Raw genomic sequence first — 19833 nt, forward strand, 5'->3', positions numbered from 1 at the left:
CGAGCCGTGGGCGTGGGACGCGGCCGGTCCGGGTCCGGCGGACCGGCCGCGCGCCGGGGCTACTTGATCCGGTCGAGATCCTTGAGCACCTGCTGCCACGCCTCCTCGGGCGACTGCTTGCCCTGCTCGATGCGCTGCAGGCCGTTGCCGAACGCGGTGAGGACGTCACCGGCCTTCGGGCCCACGTGCTGCGGCTTGAGCGCCTTGGCCGCGTCGGTGAAGATCTTGCCGGTCGGCGCGTCGCTGAAGAACGGGTTGACGAACGAGGTGATGGTCGGGTCGTCGTAGAGGGAGGGGATGGACGGCAGGGCCCCGGCGTCGGTGAACAGCTTCAGCTGGGTGTCCTTGTTGGTGAGGAGGTCGATCAGCTCGGCCGCCTCCTTGGGGTGCTTGCCCTGCTTGGGCGCCATGAGGTGGGTGCCGCCCTGGTTGCCGCCACCGCCGCCGGGCACCGCGGCCACGTCCCACTTGCCGGAGGTGGTGGGCGCGGCGTCCTTGATGCTGCCGGTCTTCCACGACGGGCAGATGATGGTGGCGAACGAGCCCTTGGTGAGGCCGGTGTTCCACGGCGGGCTGAACGCGGCCAGCTTGGCCGACTGGTCGGCCTGGATCATCGAGACCGAGAGGTCCCAGGCCTTGCGCACGTCGGGGTTGGTCCCGGCCACCAGGTTGTTCTGCTGGTCGTAGAACCCGACGGGCGCCTGGTCGACGATGGCGCGGAAGTTCTCACCCGGGCCGTCGAACCACTTGGCGCCGGCGACCTTGGCGGCGGTGAACTTCTTGCCCGCCTCCATGTACGCCTCCCACGTGGGCCACAGCTGGGAGACCTCGGCGCGGTCGGTGGGCAGACCGGCCTTCTTGAACAGGTCGGTGCGGTAGCACATGGCGAGGCCGCCGATGTCGGTGCCGAGGCCGAGCAGCTTGGTGCCGTCGGCGGACAGGCCCTGCTTCCACTTCCAGTCCAGGTAGTCGGCCTGGCGCTTGCCGAGGCCGAACTGGTTGAGGTCGTGGAACTTGTCGACGAGCGGGGTGAAGGTGGCGATGTAGCCGGCCTCCACCGCGATGACGTCCGCGGCGCCCGCGCCGGTGGCGAGCTGCGTGGTGAGGTTGGTGTGGTGGTCGTTGAACTGCGCGCGTCGCTCGGTGATCTCGACGCCCGGGTGCGTCTTCTTGAACTCCTCGTACAGCGGCGCGAAGTGGAAGTCGCTGAACAGAGCGACCGTGAGCTTGATCTTCTCGGCCGGCTGGGAGGCGCCCGGTGAGGCGCCGGCGTCCGTACCGCCTCCGCAAGCCGAGACGCCGAGGACGAGAACGGTGGCGAGCAGAGGGGTGACCAGCCCGGGGCGAAGCTTGCCCATAGACCCTCCCTGGGGGGCAATCATGATGATCATGGAGGGAGCGCTCCCCGAGAAGGGTCTTCCTCGTTGCGCCGACGTGTCAACAGGCCCTGCGGTAACGATCGCCGTTACCTGATCATCGCCGCGAGGGATTCCCAGGGAGCGGTCTCTTTGGTGCTCCCTCGTTTTACCTGGTCAAACGTGGCGGTTGATCGTCCCTGAGAGACAGTGAGAGCGCTCTCAAATTTTCCGGGAAATTGCGCGCCGATGTGCCGGCGGTTTCGCGCCGGTAAACCGAGGGCTTGACAGCGGGCCTCCCGGGAGCGCACTCTCAAGGCTCCGGGAGCGCTCTCTCACCCCTCTCCCGCATCCCGGACGGGAGGCGCCGCGGTCCGCCTGCACACCTTTGTCGGCGGCCCGCGACGCGCCTACGGCGGTCATCCGCGGTGTTTCAACACATAAGAAACCCGTGATGGCTGAGTAACCTTGACTCAGTAATGTCGCGGGTCATGAGTTCCAGAACCCGGCGCACGCTCATCGCCGGCGCGGCTCTCGCCGTCACCCTCGGCACGCTCGCGCCCACCGCCTCCGCCGCCACACCCCCCGGCCACCCCGTGAAGATCACCGTGATGGCAAGCTCCGACATCCACGGCAACGCCCTCAACTGGGACTACTTCAAGAACGCCGAGTACGACGACAGCACGCACAACGACGTCGGCCTGGCCAAAATCTCCACGCTCGTCAACCAGATCCGGGCCGACCGCGGGGCCGGGCACACGCTGCTGTTCGACTCCGGCGACACCATCCAGGGCACGCCGCTCGACTACTACTACGCCAAGGTCGAGCCGATCACCGAGACCCGCCGCACCCACCCGATGGCCAAGGCCATGAACGCCATCGGGTACGACGCGGTGACCCTCGGGAACCACGAGTTCAACTACGGGCTGCCGCTGCTCGCCACCTGGATCAAGCAGATGAAAGCCCCCGTGCTCGGCGCCAACGCCGTCTCCGCGCGGACCGGGCTGCCCGCGTACCAGCCGTTCGTCATCAAGACGATGAAGGTCAAGGGCGACAAGCCGGTCAAGGTCGGTGTGCTCGGGCTCACCAACCCCGGCATCGCGATCTGGGACAAGGGCAACGTCGAGGGCAAGCTGAAGTTCCTCGACCTGGTGGCCACCGCCAAGAAGTGGGTCCCGATCATCCGCGGCCTCGGCGCCGACGTCGTGCTCGTCACCGCGCACGCCGGGGACAACGGTATGTCGTCCTACGGCACGGAACTGCCCGTGGAGAACGCCTCCGCCCTGGTGGCCGAGCAGGTGCCCGGCATCGACGCGGTGCTGTTCGGGCACGCGCACAACGACGTGCCGCAGCGTTTCGTCACCAACAAGGTCACCGGCCAGCAGGTGCTGCTCACCGAGCCCGGCCGCTGGGGCCAGCGGCTGTCGGTGGTGGACTTCACCCTGGCCAAGCAGCACGGCAGGTGGCACGTCACCGCCAAGTCGTCGGCCACCCTCAACACCAACACCGTCGCCGAGGACCCCAAGATCGTGCGCCTGATGAAGGAACAGCACGACAAGACGGTCGGCTACGTCAACCAGGTCATCGCCCAGTCCAAGGAACAGCTCTCGGCCACCGAGTCGCCGTACAAGGACACCCCCATCCTGGACTACATCCAGAAGGTCCAGACCGACCTGGTGACCAAGGCCCTTGAGGGCACCCCCGACGCGTCCCTCCCCGTCCTCTCCATCGCCGCCCCCTTCAGCCGCACCGCCGTCTTCCCCGCCGGCCCGGTCAGCGTCCGCGACATGGCAGGCCTGTACGTCTACGACAACACCCTGCTGGCCGTGAAACTCACCGGCACCCAGCTCAAGGACTACCTGGAGTACTCCGCCAAGTACTTCACCCAGCTGGCCCCCGGCGCCCCCGTCGACCTCGCCACCCTCACCAACGCGGGCGGCACCCCCGACTACAACTACGACCAGCTGTCGGGCGTCACCTACGACATCGACATCTCCCAGCCCGTGGGTTCCCGCATCACCGCCCTCTCCTACCAGGGCACCCCCGTGACCCCCGACCAGCAGTTCGCCGTGGCCATCAACAACTACCGCCAATCCGGCGGCGGCGGCTTCCCCCACGTCGCCACGGCCCCCGTCCTCTACAACGCCCAGGTGGAAATCCGCCAGGCCTTGATCGAGTACGCCACCGCCACCGGCACCATCGACCCCACGACCTTCGCCGTGCCCAACTGGCGCCTCACCCGAGCCGGCACCCCCGTCTTCTAACCCCCAAGGGTGCCGCGCCCACGACCGGGCGCGGCACCCTCCCCCTCGCAATCGTCCGTCTATCTCCCTATGGATACTTCGACGCGGGCACCCGGCCGGGGTCCACGACAAACACGGAGAAACCCCAACCAGGCCGGCCGGGCCGAAATGGCCCACCCGTTGTCGTGTCCCCAGCTTGGCCGTCACCACCCACCCCAACCCCCGGCCCGGCTGGTGCCCAGGGATCTGATCGCCAAGACCTACGACCAAGTGCGTCAAGTACGCCACCGCGATCCGCACGGCCACCCACCTCCACCAAGGCGATCCCGCCGCGCCTCACCCCCACGCGCTCCGGCCACGTCACCGCTGGCCGGTGCCCCGGATCTTGGGCATGATGCTGGAGTGCAGATCCGTATCGAAGCGTCCGACCTACCCGGCAGGGACTGTGCGCAGGCGCCCGGATTTCCCGGCTACTCCAACATTCACGTAGCCCTGCAACGGCGACAGCCCCGCGACGAACTGCTCGGCATGACAGCAGGCGACGCCCCCTCGGCGGTCTGGAAACTCGAGGTGACCGCCACCCACATCGAATCCGGCTGGGATCTTCGCGGCCCCTTCGTGCAAGGCAGGCCAGGCGCCCGGTTCCTCTACCTGTCATGGGGGACACTGAACGGCGCCGGAACGTTCACAATGTTCCGCCGAGCCAAACTGTGGCTGGACACGATCCCCCCCGACCTACTGGACTCCGCCATCACCACTGGCCTCCTGGTAGCACACCTAGGCTTGACCGACCCCAAGGGCCAGCCGCTGTGCGCATCCGTCCGCCCGCCCCTGGTGAAGTGGTCCGTCCCCCCGAGCTGACGTCGTCCACAATCGGTCTCCCCGCGAGCGACCACAACCGCACCCTCCGCGACGAACTCGGCCAACCCCTAACCAGGCCAGGCAGAACTGGCCCACCCCTTGACGTCTCCCAAGCTTGGCCACCACAGCCCGCCCACCCCCGCGCTCCCCCACCGCACGCAAAGCGACAGCCGCGATCCACCACCTCCCGTGCCCCACACCCGACCAGAACCAGCCATACCCTTCGCGATGAACATGGGACAAACCCCTAACCAGGCCGGGTAGAAGTGGCCCACCCGTTGTCGCGTCCCAACCTTGACCATCACAGCCCGCCCACCCCTGCGCGACGGCACCATCCCCCGAACCCCTGATGGAATACGCCACCATCACCGTGCGCCATCAACCCCGTTCCACCGTCCGGAGATGCCCTGGGTACAAGGCGGGCTTCGCACCCTCCTTGTACCCAGGGCACTCAAGCCCGTCCGTCGGCGATGCGAGACAGATCCCATCTGCACCAGACCGTCTTGCCCTGACCGCCGGGAAGCCGGGTGACACCGGTGTCGTGGGCGAGGGCGGCGACGATGCTCAAGCCGCGACCGTGTGCGGCCTCGATGTCGAGGTCCAGGTGGCGAGGTAGTCCGGGGCCGTGGTCGGTGACGCGGACGCACAGGTCGGCGGCGCCGAGCCACAGGGACAACACGACCGGGGGCTCGCCGTAGACGATCGCGTTGGCGAGCAGTTCTCCCGCAGCGAGTACCACGTCGTCGGCGATCGAGGACAGCGCCCAGGCGGTGAGGACCTCTCGCACCATCACGCGAGTCTTGCCGACCATGGACAGGTCACCGGGCAGGTCCCAGCAGACGATACGCAGACCGCCGTCCTGTATCTCGGGCATCGGTGCTCCGTGAGGCGTCGGGTGGCTCAGGAGAGCAGGAGAAAGAGGGCGGCCCACCCCTCCGGCAGCTGGTGAGGCGGCGTGGCCCGGGCCGGGGCCGCAGGGAGTCGTTCGTTCGACCTCAGGCACCGGGTCGCGCGGTTCGCCGGCGGTGAACACCTGTAAGCGCAGAGGGTCGGACAACAGCCAGAGAGCGACAACCCGGTCAGCGGTGATCCGCATTTTGAACCTCCTTATCCGGACATAGGTTGTGATTTCGCTGATGAATTACTAGTGCTCAGGCGCGGATGTGACAGTGGGCTGCGTCGGTAGTCACCACATGCCTCAAAACTCTTCACAGGGTGCCCCCAACCCGCTACGTTCTGCATCTGAAAGGCACGCACACCGCTCGGACACTTTCGGTACGAGGTGCCGTTCCATGCGTGTGTGATCGTTGTATGACGACCTCCGAATGGAGGAAGAATGCCGGCACCTGCCGAGCTTCACCCCAGCGCCGGCCCCCTCGCGTTCTTCGGCGCCGAACTGCGCAGATATCGACAAAGAGTTGATTTGTCGCAAGGGGATCTAGCGGACCGGATCAACTTCAGTGCCAGCCTGGTCGGGTTCGTCGAGAGGGCGAAGCGTTTCCCGAGCCGCGACTTCGTGGAGCGCTGCGACGAAGCATTGGCTTTGAACGGCGACCTGGTCCGTCTGTGGCCACTGCTCACCAGGGAGGCAAGTCCACCGTGGTTCCATGGCTGGCTGGACGTGGAGCAGGAGGCACACACGCTCCGCACCTGGCAACCGCTGGTTGTTCCAGGCCTTCTTCAGACGGAGGAATATGCTCGGGCCGTGATCCGCGGTGAACCCCACATAACACAGGAAGAGGTGGCGAATAAGCTCCAAGCGCGAATGGAGCGTCAAGCGATCTTGGCTCGTACCACACCGCCCGTGTTCTGGGTCGTGATCGATGAGAGCGTTCTGCTGCGGCCGATCGGTGGCACGGCGGTCATACACCGGCAACTGGAGCGACTACTGGAAGCCGTGGAGTCTCCGCGCATCAGCATTCAGGTGGTGCCGATGAACCTCGGCGGTACCACCGGGATCTCTGGTGGCTTCGTCATCGCACAACTCAACGGACGATCCGACACGGTCTATATCGAATCCGCCACCCACGGGTACGTTACGAATCAGTCCGAAGATGTCCAAGCCATCCACCACAGATACGACACCATTCGAATGGACGCACACCCCCAGCACGTGTCCATCGACCGGATCAGAGAGGCGGCCAGGGCATGGAGTTGAGTGAGGAACTGCGGACGGCGATGTGGCGCAAGGCCACGAGAAGCGCGTCCAACGGCGGCGATTGCCTCGAGGTGGCTCCGTTGTCCGGAGGTCGCGTCGGGTTACGGGACACCGAGGCTCCGGGTGAGGCGCCGTTCGTCGTGAGTGCGAGCGTGTGGAACGCCTTCATCGACGGCGCGAAGAAGGGTGAGTTCGACTTCTGACGTCGTCTCCACCCCCAAGCAGCGACAGACACCGCGACCCACCACCCCCGTGGGCCACGGTGATTCGCGGGACTACCTGCGACGGGCGGCACCACAACGCGAACGGGAGTTGGTCGGTCATGGGAATTGAATACCGGCGGCTTGACGCGCGCGTGGCGGCTGAGCGATTGGACGAACTCACCGAGGTGTATCTGGAGGTTTACGGTGAGCCGCCGTACGGCTGGGGTGAGGAGCACGCCGGGCTGTTCCGCGACCGGTTCGACGTGCAGCGCCGGCAGGAGGGCTTCGATCTGGTGACGGCCCGCGAGGGCGGCCGGCTGGTGGGGTTCGGCTTCGGAGTGACGCTGCGGCCAGCAAGCCCGTGGTGGCAGAACCTATTGTCGCCGTTGTCCGAGGAGATGACGGCCGAACGGCCTGGTCGTACTTGGGCGCTGGTCGAGCTGGTGGTGCGGGCACCGTGGCGGCGGCGGCACGTGGCGGAGACCATCCATGACATGTTGCTGGGAGGCAGGACAGAGGAACGGGCCACACTGACGGTGTTGCCACAGGCGGCACCGGCGCTGGCCGCCTACCGCAAGTGGGGTTGGCAGCAGATCGGTGAGAAGCGGAACCCGTTGCCGGGGTCACCCGTGTTCGGAGTGATGGTGAGGGGGTTGGGGGTGTAGCTTCCCTCTGGCCTCCGCTCTCGCCGCGACGAGCCGGGCCTCCAGCCGGCGCGGGCTACATCGTGATGGCCGAACCGGAGGGAAACGCGTTCTGCTTGGCCGGAACGACGGGGAACTTCACGCCGGTGAGGTCTTCGGAGACGGCCCACAGCCGCTGCTGGACGGCTATCTCGTACGACTCCGGGCTGGAGGTGACCAGCCGGGGGTGGCCCATGACCTCGTTGCGTCCGCCGGGGCCGAAGTACTGGCCGCCGAGCGTGGCGGGGTCGGTGGCGGCGCGCAGGGTCGGCAGCGCGCCCATCGCCGGTGTCTGGGTGATCAGCGGCGCGAGCCAGGTGAGCGGAAGCCGGAGGGCCGCGGGGCTGTTGCGGGCGAGCTCGGTGCTCGACATGCCGGGGTGCGCGGCCACCGCGACGGTGGTGCCGTGCGTGGCGAGCCGGCGCTGCAGCTCGTACGTGAACATCAGGTTGGCCAGCTTGGACTGACCATAGGCCGCGACCCGGCTGTACGACCGCTCCCACTGCGGGTCGTCGAAGTGGATCGCGGCCCGGATGCGGTGGCCGATGCTGCTGACCGTCACCACGCGCGAGCCGGGCACCGGCAGCATCAGGTCCAGCAGCAGCCCGGTGAGCGCGAAGTGGCCGAGGTGGTTGGTGCCGAACTGCATCTCGAAGCCGTCTTTGGTGGTCTGCTTCGGGGTGTACATCACGCCGGCGTTGTTGATCAGCAGGTCGAGCCGGTCGAGCCGGGACCGCAGGGCCGCCGCCGCGGTCCGGACGGAGTCGAGCGAGGTCAGGTCCAGCGCCTGCACGGTCACGTCGCCGGTCATGCGAGCCGCGGCCTGCTCGCCCTTCTCGGCGTCGCGCACGGCGAGCACCACGGACGCCCCGCGCTCGGCGAGCGCCTTGGCGGTCTCGTATCCCAGTCCGGTGTTGGCCCCGGTCACCACGGCCACCCGCCCGCGCTGGTCTGGAATGTTCGCCGTCGTCCACTTCTCGCCCATGTCAGGCTCCCAATCAAGCTAACGTACCGAAGGTATCTTGTGTCGACGACGCTAAAGTACTTTCGGTACGTTGTCAACGTACCGCTGGTACCTAAGTTAGGCTGGCGGTCGTGACTTTCCAGCGGGCGCGAACCGAGGAGCAGCGGGAGATCCGCCGACGGGCGATCCTCGACATGGCGTCGGCGATGCTCGACGAGATGCCCGTGGCCGCGGTCACCCTGAACGAGCTCAGCCGCCGGGTAGGCCTGGCGAAGCCGAACGTGCTGCGCTACTTCGAGTCCCGCGAGGCGGTGCTGCTGGAACTGCTGGACCACTTCCTGCGGGAGTGGCTGACGGAACTGGCAGGCGAGCTGGCCGCCGGCGTCGACGAAAATCTCCCCATGGCCGAGCGGGCGGCGGCGGTGGCCGGGATCCTCAGCCGCTCACTCTCCGGCCGAGTGGTGCTGTGCGACCTCTTCGGCGCACAGGGCAGCGTCCTGGAACACAACGTCTCCGTCGAGGTCGTATCACGCTACAAGCGTGCCTTCCTGAATCGCCTGACGACCATGACCACCCTGATCCAGAAGTACCTGCCGGAGCTGGGCGAGAACGCGACACTGCTCAGCCTGCAAACCCTGGTCTTGGCCGGCGCGCTGTCGGCGTACAGCACCCCCCCACCCAGCCTGCTGGCGGCCTACCAGGCCGAGCCCGACCTGGCCCGCTTCCACCTGGACCTGAAGGACAACTTGAACCTGGCCCTGACCGCGACCCTCCTCGGCGTGCTACCCCGCCCCTGACCTGCGGTGCACCGGACAGGCTGAAAGCGGGGTCAGCGGGCCGAGGGTCGGCGGTGCCGGTGGCGGGAGGGTGTCTTCGCGGGGGTGAACCGGGACAGGTCGTGGATGTGCAGGGCCCTTTCTATGTCGGCGACCTTGTGGACCATCGTGGTGAAGCCGTGCTGGCCGAAGCGGCGGTGTTCCTCGGCTTCGAAGACCTCGGCCAGGCGGGCGAACTCGCCGGCGGGGGTCACCTTGCGGAAGACGGGGAAGACCACGGTGTCCTCGCGGGCCTCGTGGGGCTCGTACATGCGGATGAAGGCCGCCATGTCGGAGACCAGGGCCTGGCGCTGGTGGGCCGAGGCCCTGGGGTGGCGGGTGGCGGCCAGGATGCGGGCGGTGATCTCGCGGCCCCGCTTGTGCTGCTGACACAGGATGCCGACCGTGCGGTGGAGTCTGCCGGCTTCGCGCAGGCGCGGGAAGACGTACTTCTCCTCCAGGTGCTCATGGTGGCGCTCGATGTAGTCACGGATGACCTGCGCCGCGGCGTGCAGCGGCTGGCCGGGCACCTGTTCGCCGCGCTGGATCCGCCGGATCCCCTCCCTGTACACCAGCAGGACGCTCTTCAGCACCCCGTGCTCCCGCATGAGGTCCTCCGGAGGCGTCACCCCCGGCTTGTGGCCGTGCCCGTGGACCTGCTCTGCCGCGTGAGCCGGAGCGCCGGGTCCGGGGTAGACGGCGAGGGGCACCGCGCCGGCCAGTGCGACGGTGGACATGCCGAGCAGGTCACGGCGGCTCACCGCCGACGAGTGATGATCTTGCACAATATCTCCGTTTTTGCCCGGTTCTCAGGTTTCACCGCACGAACCCGTGTGTGCACGGGAGACTCCCCCGTCCTACCGAGCCCCACGCCGACACGTGGGTAAACGCTTGATCCGCGACATTGCCCCCGGCTTCTCCCGCCTCGCGCCATGTGATCCGCGGCCGTGACCGCACCGGGCGGGTGCCGCACCAGCCGTCCGCCTCTTCCTGGGCATCGGTGCTCCTTCAGGCACAGATCCCATTGACATACCGGCCCGGTACGGTGAACCTAGGGCGGGGACGGAGAGCGCTCTCCAAGGTTCGGGAGGATGACCGGGTGATCGACGACGAGCTCGACGACATGGTACGTAAGCTGGACCTCGACCAGAAGGTGCGGCTGCTGACCGGGGCGACCGCCTGGCGCACCCACGCCGAGCCGGACCTCGGGCTGCGCTCCATCGTCGTCTCCGACGGGCCCATCGGGGTGCGCGGCCAGGGCTGGGACGAGCGCAGCGTCTCCCTCACGCTGCCCTCCCCGAGCGCCCTCGCCGCCACCTGGGACACCGGCCTGGTGCGGCGCCTCGGCGAGCTGCTGGCCGGGGAGGCCCGCCGCAAGAGCGTGGACGTGCTGCTGGCGCCCACCATCAACCTGCACCGCTCGCCCCTCGGCGGCCGGCACTTCGAGTGCTACTCCGAGGACCCGCTGCTCACCGCGCGCATCGGCGTCGCGTACATCGAGGGCGTGCAGTCGCGCGGGGTCGCCGCCACGGCCAAGCACTACGTCGCCAACGACTCCGAGACCGAGCGCATGACCCTCGACGCGCACGTGGACGAGCGCACGCTGCGCGAGCTGTACATGGTGCCGTTCGAGGCCGCCGTCGCCGCCGGGGTGTGGGTGGTCATGGCCGCCTACAACGGCGTCAACGGCGCCACCATGACCGAGAACCCGCTGCTGGCCGACCCGCTGAAAGGCGAGTGGGGCTTCGACGGCCTGGTGATCTCCGACTGGGGCGCCGTGCGCTCCGCCGTCGCCGCCGGCCGCGCCCCCCAGGACCTCGCCATGCCCGGCCCGGACGGCGCCTGGGGCCCCGCCCTCGCCGCCGCCGTCCGCTCCGGCGACGTCCCCGAGGAGGCCGTGGACGAGAAGGTCCGCCGCCTCCTCGGCCTGGCCGCCCGCGTCGGCGCCCTCTCCCCCGGATCGTCCCCGGCCGTCCTCTCCCCCGCCGAGACCGGCGGGCTGGCCGGCGTGACGCCGATCACCGCCGAGGAGGTCGAGCGCGGCCGGGTCGTGCTGCGCGAGGCCGTCGCCGCGAGCGCCGTACTGCTGCGCAACGAGGGCGGCCTGCTGCCGCTGGCCCCCGGGCGGCTGCGCCGGGTCGCCGTCATCGGGCCCAACGCGGCCACGCCCCGGGTGCAGGGCGGGGGCAGCGCGGGCGTGTACCCCGTGTCGGTGGCCTCGCCGCTGGACGGGATCAGGGCGGCGCTGGACGGCCTGGCCGAGGTGACGCACGCGGTCGGCACGTACACCGACGGGCACCCCGCCCCGCTCGGGCTGGACAACGCCTGCGACCCGCGCGACGGCCGGCCGGGAGTGCTGGTCCGCCTGCTCGGCGCGGACGGCGCCGAGGTGCACGCCGAGCACCGGCTCACCGGGCAGATCCTGGAGCCCGCCCTGGTGCGGGGCATGCGCACCGTGGAGATCCGGGCCCGGCTGCGGCCCTCCGTCACGGGCCGCTGGCGCGTCGGGGTGTCCGGCTGGGGGCCGGTGTTCCTGGCCGCGGACGGCGTCACGCTGGTGGACGAGGACGTACCGCTGGACACCGACGACCCGGCGACCATCCACCTGCACCCGCCGTACCGCTTCGCCGAGCTGGACCTGACCGAGGGCGTGGAGGTCGAGCTGGTATCCCGGCGGCGCCTCAGCCGGGATAGCGGCCTGGCCTCGGCGCTCGCCGCCGACCCGCCCCGGCGCGGCGACGCCGACGAGCTCGCCGCGGCCGTCGAGCTGGCCCGGGACGCCGACGTGGCGATCGTGGTGGTCGGCTCCACCGACGAGAGCGAGAGCGAGGGCTACGACCGCACCGATCTCACCCTGCCCGGCGACCAGGACGCGCTGGTCCGCGCGGTGGTGGCCGCCAACCCGTCCACGGTGGTCGTGGTCAACACCGGCGGCCCGGTCGCGCTGCCCTGGCGGGACGAGGTGCCCGCGGTGCTGCTGAGCTGGTTCCCCGGCCAGGAGTACGGCCACGGCCTGGCCGACGTCCTGTTCGGCACCACCGAGCCCGGCGGCCGCCTCCCCACCACCTGGGCCGCCCGTTCCCTGGTGAGCACCACACCGGCCGGCGGCGTGCTGAAGTACGGCGAGGCCCTGGACATCGGCTACCGCGCCTGGCTGCGCGAACCCGAGCCGCCCGCGTACTGGTTCGGCCACGGCCTCGGCTACACCACCTGGGCCTACGAGGGGATCACCGTGGAGCCCGGCGCGAGCGCCGGGGCGGTCGTCCGTATCCTGCTGCGCAACACCGGCACGCGCGCGGGCGCCGAGGTGGCCCAGGTCTACCTGGCCCGTCCCGGGTCCGCCGTGTCCCGCCCGGAGCGCTGGCTCGCCGGGTACGCGCGGGTGACGGCCGGGCCGGGCGAGGCCGTGGAGGCGGTGGTCGAGCTGCCCGCGCGGGCGTTCCAGCACTGGTCGGTGGAACGGAAGGGCTGGGTGACCGAGCTGGGAGGCTTCGCCGTACTGGCGGGCCGGACCGCGGCGGACCTACCATTGGCCGCGAGCGTCACGGTGGGCGCCGAGAGCACGGGCGCGTGAGTACAGAGCGTTGGAGAGCGCTCTCCGAGCGTGCTATAAAGGCCCCATGAGCGAAGGCCGCCCCCCGGTTCCGGCATCCCCGACACTGGAGGACGTCGCTCGCGCGGCGGGCGTCTCCCGCGCCACCGTCTCCCGCGTCATCAACGGCATCCGCAACGTCGACCCCGCGATCCAGGAGACGGTGCGCCACGCCATCGCCGAGACCGGCTACGTGCCCAACCGGGCGGCCCGCTCCCTGGTGACCCGGCGCGCGGGCGCCGTCGCCCTGGTGGTCTCCGGCACGGGCGAGGAGAGCGTGGACGGCCCGTTCCACAGCAAGGTCTTCGCCGACCCGTTCTTCGGCCGGGTCGCGAGCGGCGTCGTCGGGTTCCTGCGCCCGCGCGGCGTCCACCCGATCCTGATGTTCGCCGAGGACGACGAGGCCCGTGCGCAGGTCATCGCGTACCTGCGCCAGGGCAACGCCGACGGCGCGGTCCTGGTCTCCACCAACGCGCTGGACCCGCTGCCCGGCCTGCTCACCGGCATGGGCCTGCCCGCCGTGCTGTTCGCCCGGCCGTCCCCGCCCATCCCCATCAGCTACGTGGACGTCGCGCACCGCACCGGCGCCAAGCTCGCCGCCGACCATCTGGTGGCCGTCGGCCGCCGCCGGGTGGCCACCGTCACCGGCCCGCTGGCGGTGCCGGCCGCGCAGGACCGGCTCAACGGCTTCCGGGACGCGATGGCCGCGCACGGCCACCCGTACGTGCCGTGCGCCGAGGGCGACTTCACCCAGGACAGCGGCGAGCACGCGATGGAGCGGCTGCTGGCCGAGCACCCGGAGCTGGACGGCGTGTTCGCCGCCAACGACCTGATGGCCAGGGGCGCCCTGCTGGCGCTGCGCCACCACGGCCGCCAGGTGCCCGGGGACGTCTCGGTGGTCGGCTTCGACGACAGCAGCGCCGCCACCGCGAGCCGTCCGCCGCTCACCACGATCCGGCACCCGGTGGAGGACATGGCGGCCGAGATGACCCGCCTGCTGCTGGAGCACGTCGACGACCCCGGCCGGCCGGTGACCTCGGTCATCTTCGAGCCGTCCCTGGTGGTGCGCGAGTCGGCCTGAGACGCCCTGGGAGCGTGGGACGGCCCCCGGCCCGCACGGACCCCTGACCCGCACGGACCGCCCGACCGCCGCTTCGCTACTTCACCGCCCCCGCCGTGAGCCCCTGCACGAGATACCGCTGGAGCAGCAGGAACCCCGCCACCACCGGCACGCTGACCACCAGCGACGCCGCCATCACCTGGTTCCAGTACACGTCGTTCTCGGTCGCGTAGCCCCGCAGCCCGACCGCCAGCGTGCGGGTGCCCTCGTCGGTCATCACCGACGCGAACAGCACCTCTCCCCACGCCGTCATGAACGCGTAGATGAGCACGGCCACGATCCCGGGCATCGCGGCGGGGATCACGACCCGTAGCAGGGCGCCGATCGGCCCGTTGCCGTCCACCTTGGCGGCCTCGTCCAGCGCGACCGGGATCGAGTCGAAGTACCCGACCAGCATCCAGATCGAGAACGGCAGCGAGAACGTCAGGTAGGTGATGATCAGGCCGGTGCGGGTGGCGTACAGCTCGATCCCGATGGCGTTGCCGAGGTTCACGAAGATCATGAACAGCGGCAGCAGGAACAGGATGCCCGGGAACATCTGGGTCGACAGCACGGTGACCGAGAAGATCCGCCGCCCGGGGAACCGGTAGCGGCTGATCGCGTACGCCGCGAAGATCGCGACGGTCACCGAGGCCACCGCCGCCACCGAGGACACCACCAGGCTGTTGACGAAGTAGCGGGCCAGCGGCACCGTGCGCCAGATGTCGGTGAACGGCCGCAGGGTGAACGTCGTCGGGATCCAGCTGAAGCCGTTCTGCACGTCGCGCAGCGGCTTGATCGCCGACGACGCCATCACGAACAGCGGCACGAGGGTGAACAAGGTGAGCAGCCCGAGGCCGATCCACCGGGCCCACGGCAGCCAGCGCGGCTCACGCATCGCTCCTCCTTCGCGAGGTCGCCGTCAGGTACACCGCGGTGACCAGCAGCAGGAACAGCAGGAGCAGCACGGACATCGCCGAGCCGGAGCCGAAGTTCCAGGTGACGAACGAGCTCTGGTAGATGTGCACCGAGATCAGGTCGGCCTCCTGCGGCGCGGCCCTGCCGAACAGCACGTACGGCGTGTTGAAGTCGTTGAAGGTCCACAGGAACAGCACCAGCACGAGCACCTGGTTGACCGGCCGCAGCATCGGCAGCGTGATGTTCCTCAGCTGCCGCCAGAAGCCCGCCCCGTCGATGGCCGACGCCTCGTACAGGTCGCCGGGGATGTTCTGCAGCCCGGCCATCAGCACGAGGAACGCGAACGGCCAGGTCCGCCAGACGCACACCACCACGACCGCGGCGAAGCTGTTCTGGCCGATCAGCCAGAACGGGCGCTCGCCGAACAGGTGGAGCTGGTCGACCAGCACGTGGTTGATCATGCCGGTGTCTCGCTGGAACATGAAGCTCCAGGTGATGACCCCCGCGTACACCGGCAGCGCGTACGGCACCAGGAACAACGTGCGCAGCAGGCCCCGGCCCCTGAACGAGCCCTGCATGAGCACGGCGCCCATGGTGCCGAGCAGCCACGACAACCCGACGGCGATCGCGGTGAACACCACGGTGACCGTGAACGAGTGCAGCAGCGAGCGCCCCACGGCCGAGTCGAAGTCGACCGCCACGCGGTAGTTGTCCAGGCCGGCGAACGGCGCCGCCGTCCAGTTCCTGATGAAGAACTGCGTGAGCTTCAGGAAGCTCATGCCCACGCCGACCAGCATCGGCACCACGTGGATGAGCAGTTCCAGCAGCACAGCGGGCAGGATTAGCAGGTACGGCAGCCCGCCCCGGCGCAGGCGTGCCCACACCGCCGGCCCTCTCGGGCGCGGTGGATCGTCCTTCGGTCGCGCGGCGTCCTGCCGCGCGGGGTGGGCGGTGCGAGCGACCATTCGTCCCTCTCGGTGTGTGGTTCCTGCCGGGGAGCCGGGACGCGTACGGCGCCGGGGCGGCGGTCAGGTCGCCGCTCCCGGGCGCCGCCCGGTGCCGAACGGTCAGCTACCGGGCTGTACCTGCTGGTTGGCCTGGGTGAGCTTGGACTTGACGTACTCCTCGGTGATCGGCTTTCCGCCGGCGGCGTCCGCCCACAGCTGGTTCATGGCGGTGCCGACGAGCGTCTCGAACTGGCTCTCCTCGGGCACCTGGGGCAGCGGCGCGGCGGTCTTGGCGAGGATCTCCTGGAAGGTCTTGATGGTGGGCGTCTGGAACGCGGGGTCGTCGTAGGCGTCCTGGACGACCGGCAGCGAGCCGTATGCCTTGTTGAGGACCTTCTGCTCGTCGGGGCTGGTCATGAACTTCGCGAACTGGACGGCCGCGTCCTTGTTCTTGGTGAAGTTGAAGATCGCCAGGTTGATGCCAGCGACCATGCCGTTCACCTGCTTGCCGCCCTGGGCGGGGTCGGGCAGCGGGATCGGCGCGAGCCCGTACTCGTCCTCGGTCATGCCCCCGGCCCGCAGCGACGCGGCGGCCGACTGCCACATCAGCATCGCGGCCTTGCGGTTGACGAAGTCCTGCACGGCCTCGGTGCCGTTGGAGTACTCGGCGTTGCTAGGGTTCACGATCTTGTGCACGGCCATCAGGTCCAGGTACTGCTTGATGGCCGCGGCCTCCTGCGGCGTGTCGAACTGCGGCTTGCCGTCCGCGCCGAACAGCTCGGCCCCGTGCTGCTGGCCGAAGATGAACGCGTGGTGGGCGTTCTCGCTCACGCTGGCGCCCTCGACGGCGAGGCCCCACTTGCCGCCCTTGGTGAGCTTCTTGCCCGCGGCGATCAGCTCGTCCCAGGTGGCCGGCGGCTTGTCGATGCCCGCCTCGGCGAACATCTTCTTGTTGTAGTAGAGGCCGTAGGTCATGCCGTAGATCGGGACGGCCGTCGGGGGCTTGCCCGGGGCACCGGTGGCGGCGAGGCTCGGGCCGAGGAAGCGGTCCTTGCCGCCGAGCTGGCCGAGGAGCGTGTCGTCGAACGGCACGAACGCGCCGGTGGCCTGGAGGGACGCCGACCAGGTGTTGCCGATGTTGAGCACGTCCGGGCCCTTGCCGGAGGTGGTGGCGGCCAGGATGCGGTTGAGCAGGTCGGCCCACGGCACGACTTCGAGGTTGACCTTGACACCGGTCTGCTTCTCGAACTTGTCCAGCTCGGGCTGGAGTACCTGCTTGTCGTTGTCGAGGCTGGTGCCCTGGTTGGACGCCCAGTACGTCAGGGTCTTGGGCGCCGCGGATCCACCGGCGTCGCCGCCGCCGTCCCCGCCCCCGCAGGCCACTGCCGCGGCCAGCAACATGCCCGCTACTGCGAAGTATCCGAGCTTTCGTGTACGCACAATCATCCTCTCACCGGGTGTTCATTGAGGTAGCGGACCCCGGAGAGCGCTCTCCAGTCAGAGAGTGTCCGGTGTACCCCGACTTGTCAACAGCCAGGCGTCAACGAAGTGGAAACGCGCTGCTCACCAGGGCGAAACACGTCGCGGGCAGCGCGGGGAAACGCTCTCCGCCGGGGCCCCGGCGAGGGCAGGCTCACTCGACGGGAGCGCTCACCCCTTGGCGAGAGCCTTGCGCGGGGCCGAACGGCGCCAGACCGCGTGCTTCCGGAACTCGCGGGTGCTCCGCCGGAAGTCGTCCCGGTCGTTCAGCCACGGGAAGGGCTCGTCGGGGACGGGCACGCCGAGGAACGCGCACAGCGGCTCCCAGCCCTGCTTGACCTCGTACACCAGCAGGCGATCGGCGGGAACGGTCTCCCGCACCTCGCGCACATGGGCGTGGAACGCCTTGATCAGCGTTTCCCTGTCCGTCGCCGAGCCGCCGAACACCTTCTCCGAGACCGCGACGCGAGTCATCCGGATGAAGGCGTACATGTCCGAACCGCGCAGACGGAGCAGGGTCGTGAACAGGCGGTTCCGCAGCCCCGGCCCGTGGTGGGCGCGGCTGAGGATGGTGGCCCGCATGCTCTCGTACCATCGCTCCGGATCCCGGACGGTGAGCAGGACCTTGGCGTCCGGGTAGTACTCGATCAGCTCGCGCCAGTACGCGGCCGCCGGCCAGTCGACGGTCGCCGCGTAGCCGTCGAACACGGCGTCGAAGTCGGTGGACCGGCCCTCGGCGATGTCCAGCCACTGGTAGATCATGGCGGGATGGTCGAGTACTTCCTTCATGTGATAGCAGGGTGCGAAGCCGAGCCGTTCCAATGCTGCTTTCAAGGAGAACGTGCCGGTACGGCCAAATCCAGCGCCGATTACCTGCATAACGGCGCCTCCGTTCTGCTTCATCGGAAATAAACCCGAATGTCCGTATCATGCCTGGCGCACCGGCCACTCCCGGCCTTGTGCGGGCACCAGCGGGCGCGCCACACTGGGCGGAGAAGGGGTGCCGCCGCCCCTGGAGGTGAGTATGCCGTTGACGGTGCACCGGGAACACCGAGATCAGTTCACCGTGATCACGATGATCGGTGAGCTGGACGCCAATGGTCTCGGGACCCTGGGCGAGGACCTCGATCTGGCCCTCTGTAAAGGCGCCCCCCGGCTCCTTTTCGACATGTCGGAGCTCAATTTCATAGATTCCAGCGGCCTACGCCTCCTGGTGAGCGCCTGCGCACAAGCCACCCGCCACGGCGGCACCTGCGCCCTCTGCTCCCTCCGCCCCATGCCCCGCACCATCATGAACGTCACAGGCCTAGGCGCCGTATTCGACATATACCCCACCAAAGCCGCCGCATTGGCAGGCGGCCCCCTGGAAAGCCCCGCCTCCCGCCGCCTCCCCTGATCCCTCGCACTACGGCCCGATCATGGCGGGTCGTCGCCTCGGGCCGATTCCTGGGCGCAGACCTCGTCGAGGTCGGGGAGGCGGCGCATGCCGTGGATGGCGCGGGACATGCGGGCGTTGCGGGACAGGAGGTCGGCGTTGCGGGACATGAACCACCAGTAGCCGGCGGTGAAGGGGCAGGCGTCGTCGCCGGTGCGGTGGGACGGGTGGTAGCGGCAGCCGGCGCAGAAGTCGCTCATCCGGTTGATGTAGGCGCCGCCGGCGGCGTAGGGCTTGGTGGCGAGCAGGCCGCCGTCGGCGTGCTGGGACATGCCGATCACGTTGGGCAGCATCACCCAGTCGTAGCCGTCCACGAAGCAGCGGTGGAACCAGTCGGTGAGCGCGGCGGGGTCGAAGCCTCGCTGGAGCGCGTAGTTCCCGAGCACCATCAGCCGCACGATGTGGTGGGTGAAGCCGGTGTCCCGCACCTGTTCCAGCGCCCACGACAGGCACCGCGCCTCCACGGCCCCCGCGTCCAGTTCGGCAAACCACTCGGGCAGCGGCGCACGAGCACCCAGCCGGTTCAGCTCCCGGTAGTGCTCCCCGAAATGCCAGTACAGATGCCACATGTAGTCCCGCCACCCGATGAGCTGCCGGATGAACCCCTCCGCGCTAGCCGCCGGCACCCGCCCGTCCCGGTACGCCGCCTCGGCGGCCCGCACGCACTCCATCGGATCCAGCAGCCCGAGGTTGAGCGCCGCCGACAACATGCTGTGCGCCATCGCCGGATCGCCGCTCAGCATCGCGTCCTGATACGGCCCGAACACCGGCAGCCGATGCCCGACGAACGTCCGCAACGCCGCCAGCGCCTCCCCCCGCGTGGCCGGAAAGACCCGAGGCCCGTCCCGCCCCACGAACGCGACCTCCCCGTCCCGTTCCCACCGATCGAGATCGTCCCGCACCCGCTCGTCGACCTCGTCCTCCTCCGCCCGCCACGGCGGCGCCACCCCCACTCCCCCACCAGGCGGCGGACACCGGTTCTCCGCGTCGAAGTTCCACCGCCCCCCGACCGGCTCCCCGCCGTCCATCAACACGTCCAGCCGCCGCCGCGCCCCCCGATAGAAGTCCTCCATGACCAGCC

At 69.3% G+C, this 19833-nt stretch carries 18 protein-coding genes; 9 read left to right on the top strand and 9 right to left on the bottom strand.

The window, feature by feature from the left end; all coding sequences use genetic code 11:
* Window positions 1-59: 59 nt before the first annotated feature.
* Window positions 60-1358, bottom strand: a complete 1299-nt coding sequence (locus ACFP1K_RS11400) for an ABC transporter substrate-binding protein (RefSeq protein ID WP_380750329.1) — start codon at window positions 1356-1358, stop codon at window positions 60-62.
* Window positions 1359-1846: 488 nt separating this feature from the next.
* Between ACFP1K_RS11400 and ACFP1K_RS11405 the strand changes: the two genes are divergently transcribed.
* Together ACFP1K_RS11405 and ACFP1K_RS11410 are read left to right on the top strand one after the other, a co-directional pair.
* Entirely contained in the window at window positions 1847-3619 is a 1773-nt protein-coding gene (locus ACFP1K_RS11405) for a bifunctional metallophosphatase/5'-nucleotidase (protein WP_380750332.1), read from the top strand.
* A 381-nt stretch (window positions 3620-4000) separates the two neighbouring features.
* Window positions 4001-4459: a DUF5990 family protein gene (locus ACFP1K_RS11410; protein WP_380750338.1), complete on the top strand. Its 459-nt coding sequence runs from the start codon at window positions 4001-4003 to the stop codon at window positions 4457-4459.
* Window positions 4460-4910: 451 nt separating this feature from the next.
* On the opposite strand, the gene ACFP1K_RS11415 is transcribed toward ACFP1K_RS11410, so the two are convergent.
* A complete protein-coding gene (locus ACFP1K_RS11415; protein ID WP_380750345.1) occupies window positions 4911-5333 on the bottom strand; it encodes an ATP-binding protein in 423 nt (140 codons plus the stop codon).
* A gap of 462 nt (window positions 5334-5795) precedes the next feature.
* Between ACFP1K_RS11415 and ACFP1K_RS11420 the strand changes: the two genes are divergently transcribed.
* The 3 genes from ACFP1K_RS11420 (at window position 5796) to ACFP1K_RS11430 (ending at window position 7485) form a co-directional block, all read left to right on the top strand.
* Window positions 5796-6617 carry a helix-turn-helix domain-containing protein gene (locus ACFP1K_RS11420; RefSeq protein WP_380750350.1) on the top strand — a complete coding sequence of 274 codons (822 nt, stop codon included), beginning with the start codon at window positions 5796-5798 and terminating at the stop codon, window positions 6615-6617.
* Window positions 6608-6820, top strand: coding sequence for a DUF397 domain-containing protein (locus tag ACFP1K_RS11425; RefSeq protein ID WP_380750355.1), 213 nt, complete (start codon window positions 6608-6610; stop codon window positions 6818-6820). Before ACFP1K_RS11420 ends, ACFP1K_RS11425 begins: the two co-directional genes overlap by 10 nt.
* Before the next feature lie 119 nt (window positions 6821-6939).
* Window positions 6940-7485 (top strand): GNAT family N-acetyltransferase, encoded by a 546-nt coding sequence (locus tag ACFP1K_RS11430; protein ID WP_380750359.1) that lies wholly within the window; start codon window positions 6940-6942, stop codon window positions 7483-7485.
* Between the two features lie 55 nt (window positions 7486-7540).
* Here the strand turns inward: ACFP1K_RS11430 and ACFP1K_RS11435 are convergent, their stop codons facing one another.
* Window positions 7541-8488, bottom strand: coding sequence for an SDR family NAD(P)-dependent oxidoreductase (locus ACFP1K_RS11435; protein ID WP_380750362.1), 948 nt, complete (start codon window positions 8486-8488; stop codon window positions 7541-7543).
* A gap of 110 nt (window positions 8489-8598) precedes the next feature.
* Here ACFP1K_RS11435 and ACFP1K_RS11440 point away from each other — a divergent pair, with 110 nt between their 5' ends.
* A complete protein-coding gene (locus ACFP1K_RS11440) occupies window positions 8599-9264 on the top strand; it encodes a TetR/AcrR family transcriptional regulator (RefSeq protein ID WP_380750365.1) in 666 nt (221 codons plus the stop codon).
* A 32-nt stretch (window positions 9265-9296) separates the two neighbouring features.
* Here the strand turns inward: ACFP1K_RS11440 and ACFP1K_RS11445 are convergent, their stop codons facing one another.
* On the bottom strand, window positions 9297-10043 hold the full coding sequence (locus ACFP1K_RS11445; RefSeq protein ID WP_380750370.1) for a hemerythrin domain-containing protein: 747 nt from the start codon (window positions 10041-10043) through the stop codon (window positions 9297-9299).
* A gap of 338 nt (window positions 10044-10381) precedes the next feature.
* Here ACFP1K_RS11445 and ACFP1K_RS11450 point away from each other — a divergent pair, with 338 nt between their 5' ends.
* Together ACFP1K_RS11450 and ACFP1K_RS11455 are read left to right on the top strand one after the other, a co-directional pair.
* Entirely contained in the window at window positions 10382-12856 is a 2475-nt protein-coding gene (locus tag ACFP1K_RS11450) for a glycoside hydrolase family 3 C-terminal domain-containing protein (RefSeq protein WP_380750374.1), read from the top strand.
* A gap of 46 nt (window positions 12857-12902) precedes the next feature.
* Window positions 12903-13955, top strand: a complete 1053-nt coding sequence (locus ACFP1K_RS11455; RefSeq protein WP_380750377.1) for a LacI family DNA-binding transcriptional regulator — start codon at window positions 12903-12905, stop codon at window positions 13953-13955.
* A 76-nt stretch (window positions 13956-14031) separates the two neighbouring features.
* Here the strand turns inward: ACFP1K_RS11455 and ACFP1K_RS11460 are convergent, their stop codons facing one another.
* The 4 genes from ACFP1K_RS11460 to ACFP1K_RS11475 form a co-directional block, all read right to left on the bottom strand.
* Window positions 14032-14871: a carbohydrate ABC transporter permease gene (locus ACFP1K_RS11460; protein ID WP_380750380.1), complete on the bottom strand. Its 840-nt coding sequence runs from the start codon at window positions 14869-14871 to the stop codon at window positions 14032-14034.
* Window positions 14864-15856 (bottom strand): carbohydrate ABC transporter permease, encoded by a 993-nt coding sequence (locus ACFP1K_RS11465; RefSeq protein ID WP_380750383.1) that lies wholly within the window; start codon window positions 15854-15856, stop codon window positions 14864-14866. The genes ACFP1K_RS11460 and ACFP1K_RS11465 overlap by 8 nt, the downstream gene beginning before the upstream one ends.
* Before the next feature lie 102 nt (window positions 15857-15958).
* Window positions 15959-17278 (bottom strand): ABC transporter substrate-binding protein, encoded by a 1320-nt coding sequence (locus ACFP1K_RS11470; protein WP_380750386.1) that lies wholly within the window; start codon window positions 17276-17278, stop codon window positions 15959-15961.
* Between the two features lie 210 nt (window positions 17279-17488).
* Window positions 17489-18220: a sulfotransferase family protein gene (locus tag ACFP1K_RS11475; protein WP_380750389.1), complete on the bottom strand. Its 732-nt coding sequence runs from the start codon at window positions 18218-18220 to the stop codon at window positions 17489-17491.
* A gap of 121 nt (window positions 18221-18341) precedes the next feature.
* On the opposite strand from ACFP1K_RS11475, the gene ACFP1K_RS11480 reads away from it, so the two are divergent.
* Window positions 18342-18713, top strand: a complete 372-nt coding sequence (locus tag ACFP1K_RS11480) for an STAS domain-containing protein (RefSeq protein ID WP_380750392.1) — start codon at window positions 18342-18344, stop codon at window positions 18711-18713.
* Window positions 18714-18733: 20 nt separating this feature from the next.
* Here the strand turns inward: ACFP1K_RS11480 and ACFP1K_RS11485 are convergent.
* Window positions 18734-19833, bottom strand: a 1100-nt coding sequence (locus ACFP1K_RS11485) for a cryptochrome/photolyase family protein (protein ID WP_380750395.1), incomplete at its 5' end; no start/stop codon positions are given.

Source organism: Sphaerisporangium aureirubrum (assembly GCF_042658925.1).
GTDB classification, from domain to species: Bacteria; Actinomycetota; Actinomycetes; order Streptosporangiales; family Streptosporangiaceae; genus Sphaerisporangium; species Sphaerisporangium aureirubrum.

What these genes read in the sequence shown, in the direction of transcription:
- ACFP1K_RS11400 (WP_380750329.1), bottom strand. Translation starts at nt 1,358, where the DNA reads ATGGGCAAGCTTCGCCCCGGGCTGGTCACCCCTCTGCTCGCCACCGTT.
- ACFP1K_RS11405 (WP_380750332.1), top strand. Translation starts at nt 1,847, where the DNA reads ATGAGTTCCAGAACCCGGCGCACGCTCATCGCCGGCGCGGCTCTCGCC.
- ACFP1K_RS11415 (WP_380750345.1), bottom strand. Translation starts at nt 5,333, where the DNA reads ATGCCCGAGATACAGGACGGCGGTCTGCGTATCGTCTGCTGGGACCTG.
- ACFP1K_RS11420 (WP_380750350.1), top strand. Translation starts at nt 5,796, where the DNA reads ATGCCGGCACCTGCCGAGCTTCACCCCAGCGCCGGCCCCCTCGCGTTC.
- ACFP1K_RS11425 (WP_380750355.1), top strand. Translation starts at nt 6,608, where the DNA reads ATGGAGTTGAGTGAGGAACTGCGGACGGCGATGTGGCGCAAGGCCACG.
- ACFP1K_RS11430 (WP_380750359.1), top strand. Translation starts at nt 6,940, where the DNA reads ATGGGAATTGAATACCGGCGGCTTGACGCGCGCGTGGCGGCTGAGCGA.
- ACFP1K_RS11435 (WP_380750362.1), bottom strand. Translation starts at nt 8,488, where the DNA reads ATGGGCGAGAAGTGGACGACGGCGAACATTCCAGACCAGCGCGGGCGG.
- ACFP1K_RS11455 (WP_380750377.1), top strand. Translation starts at nt 12,903, where the DNA reads ATGAGCGAAGGCCGCCCCCCGGTTCCGGCATCCCCGACACTGGAGGAC.
- ACFP1K_RS11460 (WP_380750380.1), bottom strand. Translation starts at nt 14,871, where the DNA reads ATGCGTGAGCCGCGCTGGCTGCCGTGGGCCCGGTGGATCGGCCTCGGG.
- ACFP1K_RS11465 (WP_380750383.1), bottom strand. Translation starts at nt 15,856, where the DNA reads ATGGTCGCTCGCACCGCCCACCCCGCGCGGCAGGACGCCGCGCGACCG.
- ACFP1K_RS11475 (WP_380750389.1), bottom strand. Translation starts at nt 18,220, where the DNA reads ATGAAGCAGAACGGAGGCGCCGTTATGCAGGTAATCGGCGCTGGATTT.
- ACFP1K_RS11480 (WP_380750392.1), top strand. Translation starts at nt 18,342, where the DNA reads ATGCCGTTGACGGTGCACCGGGAACACCGAGATCAGTTCACCGTGATC.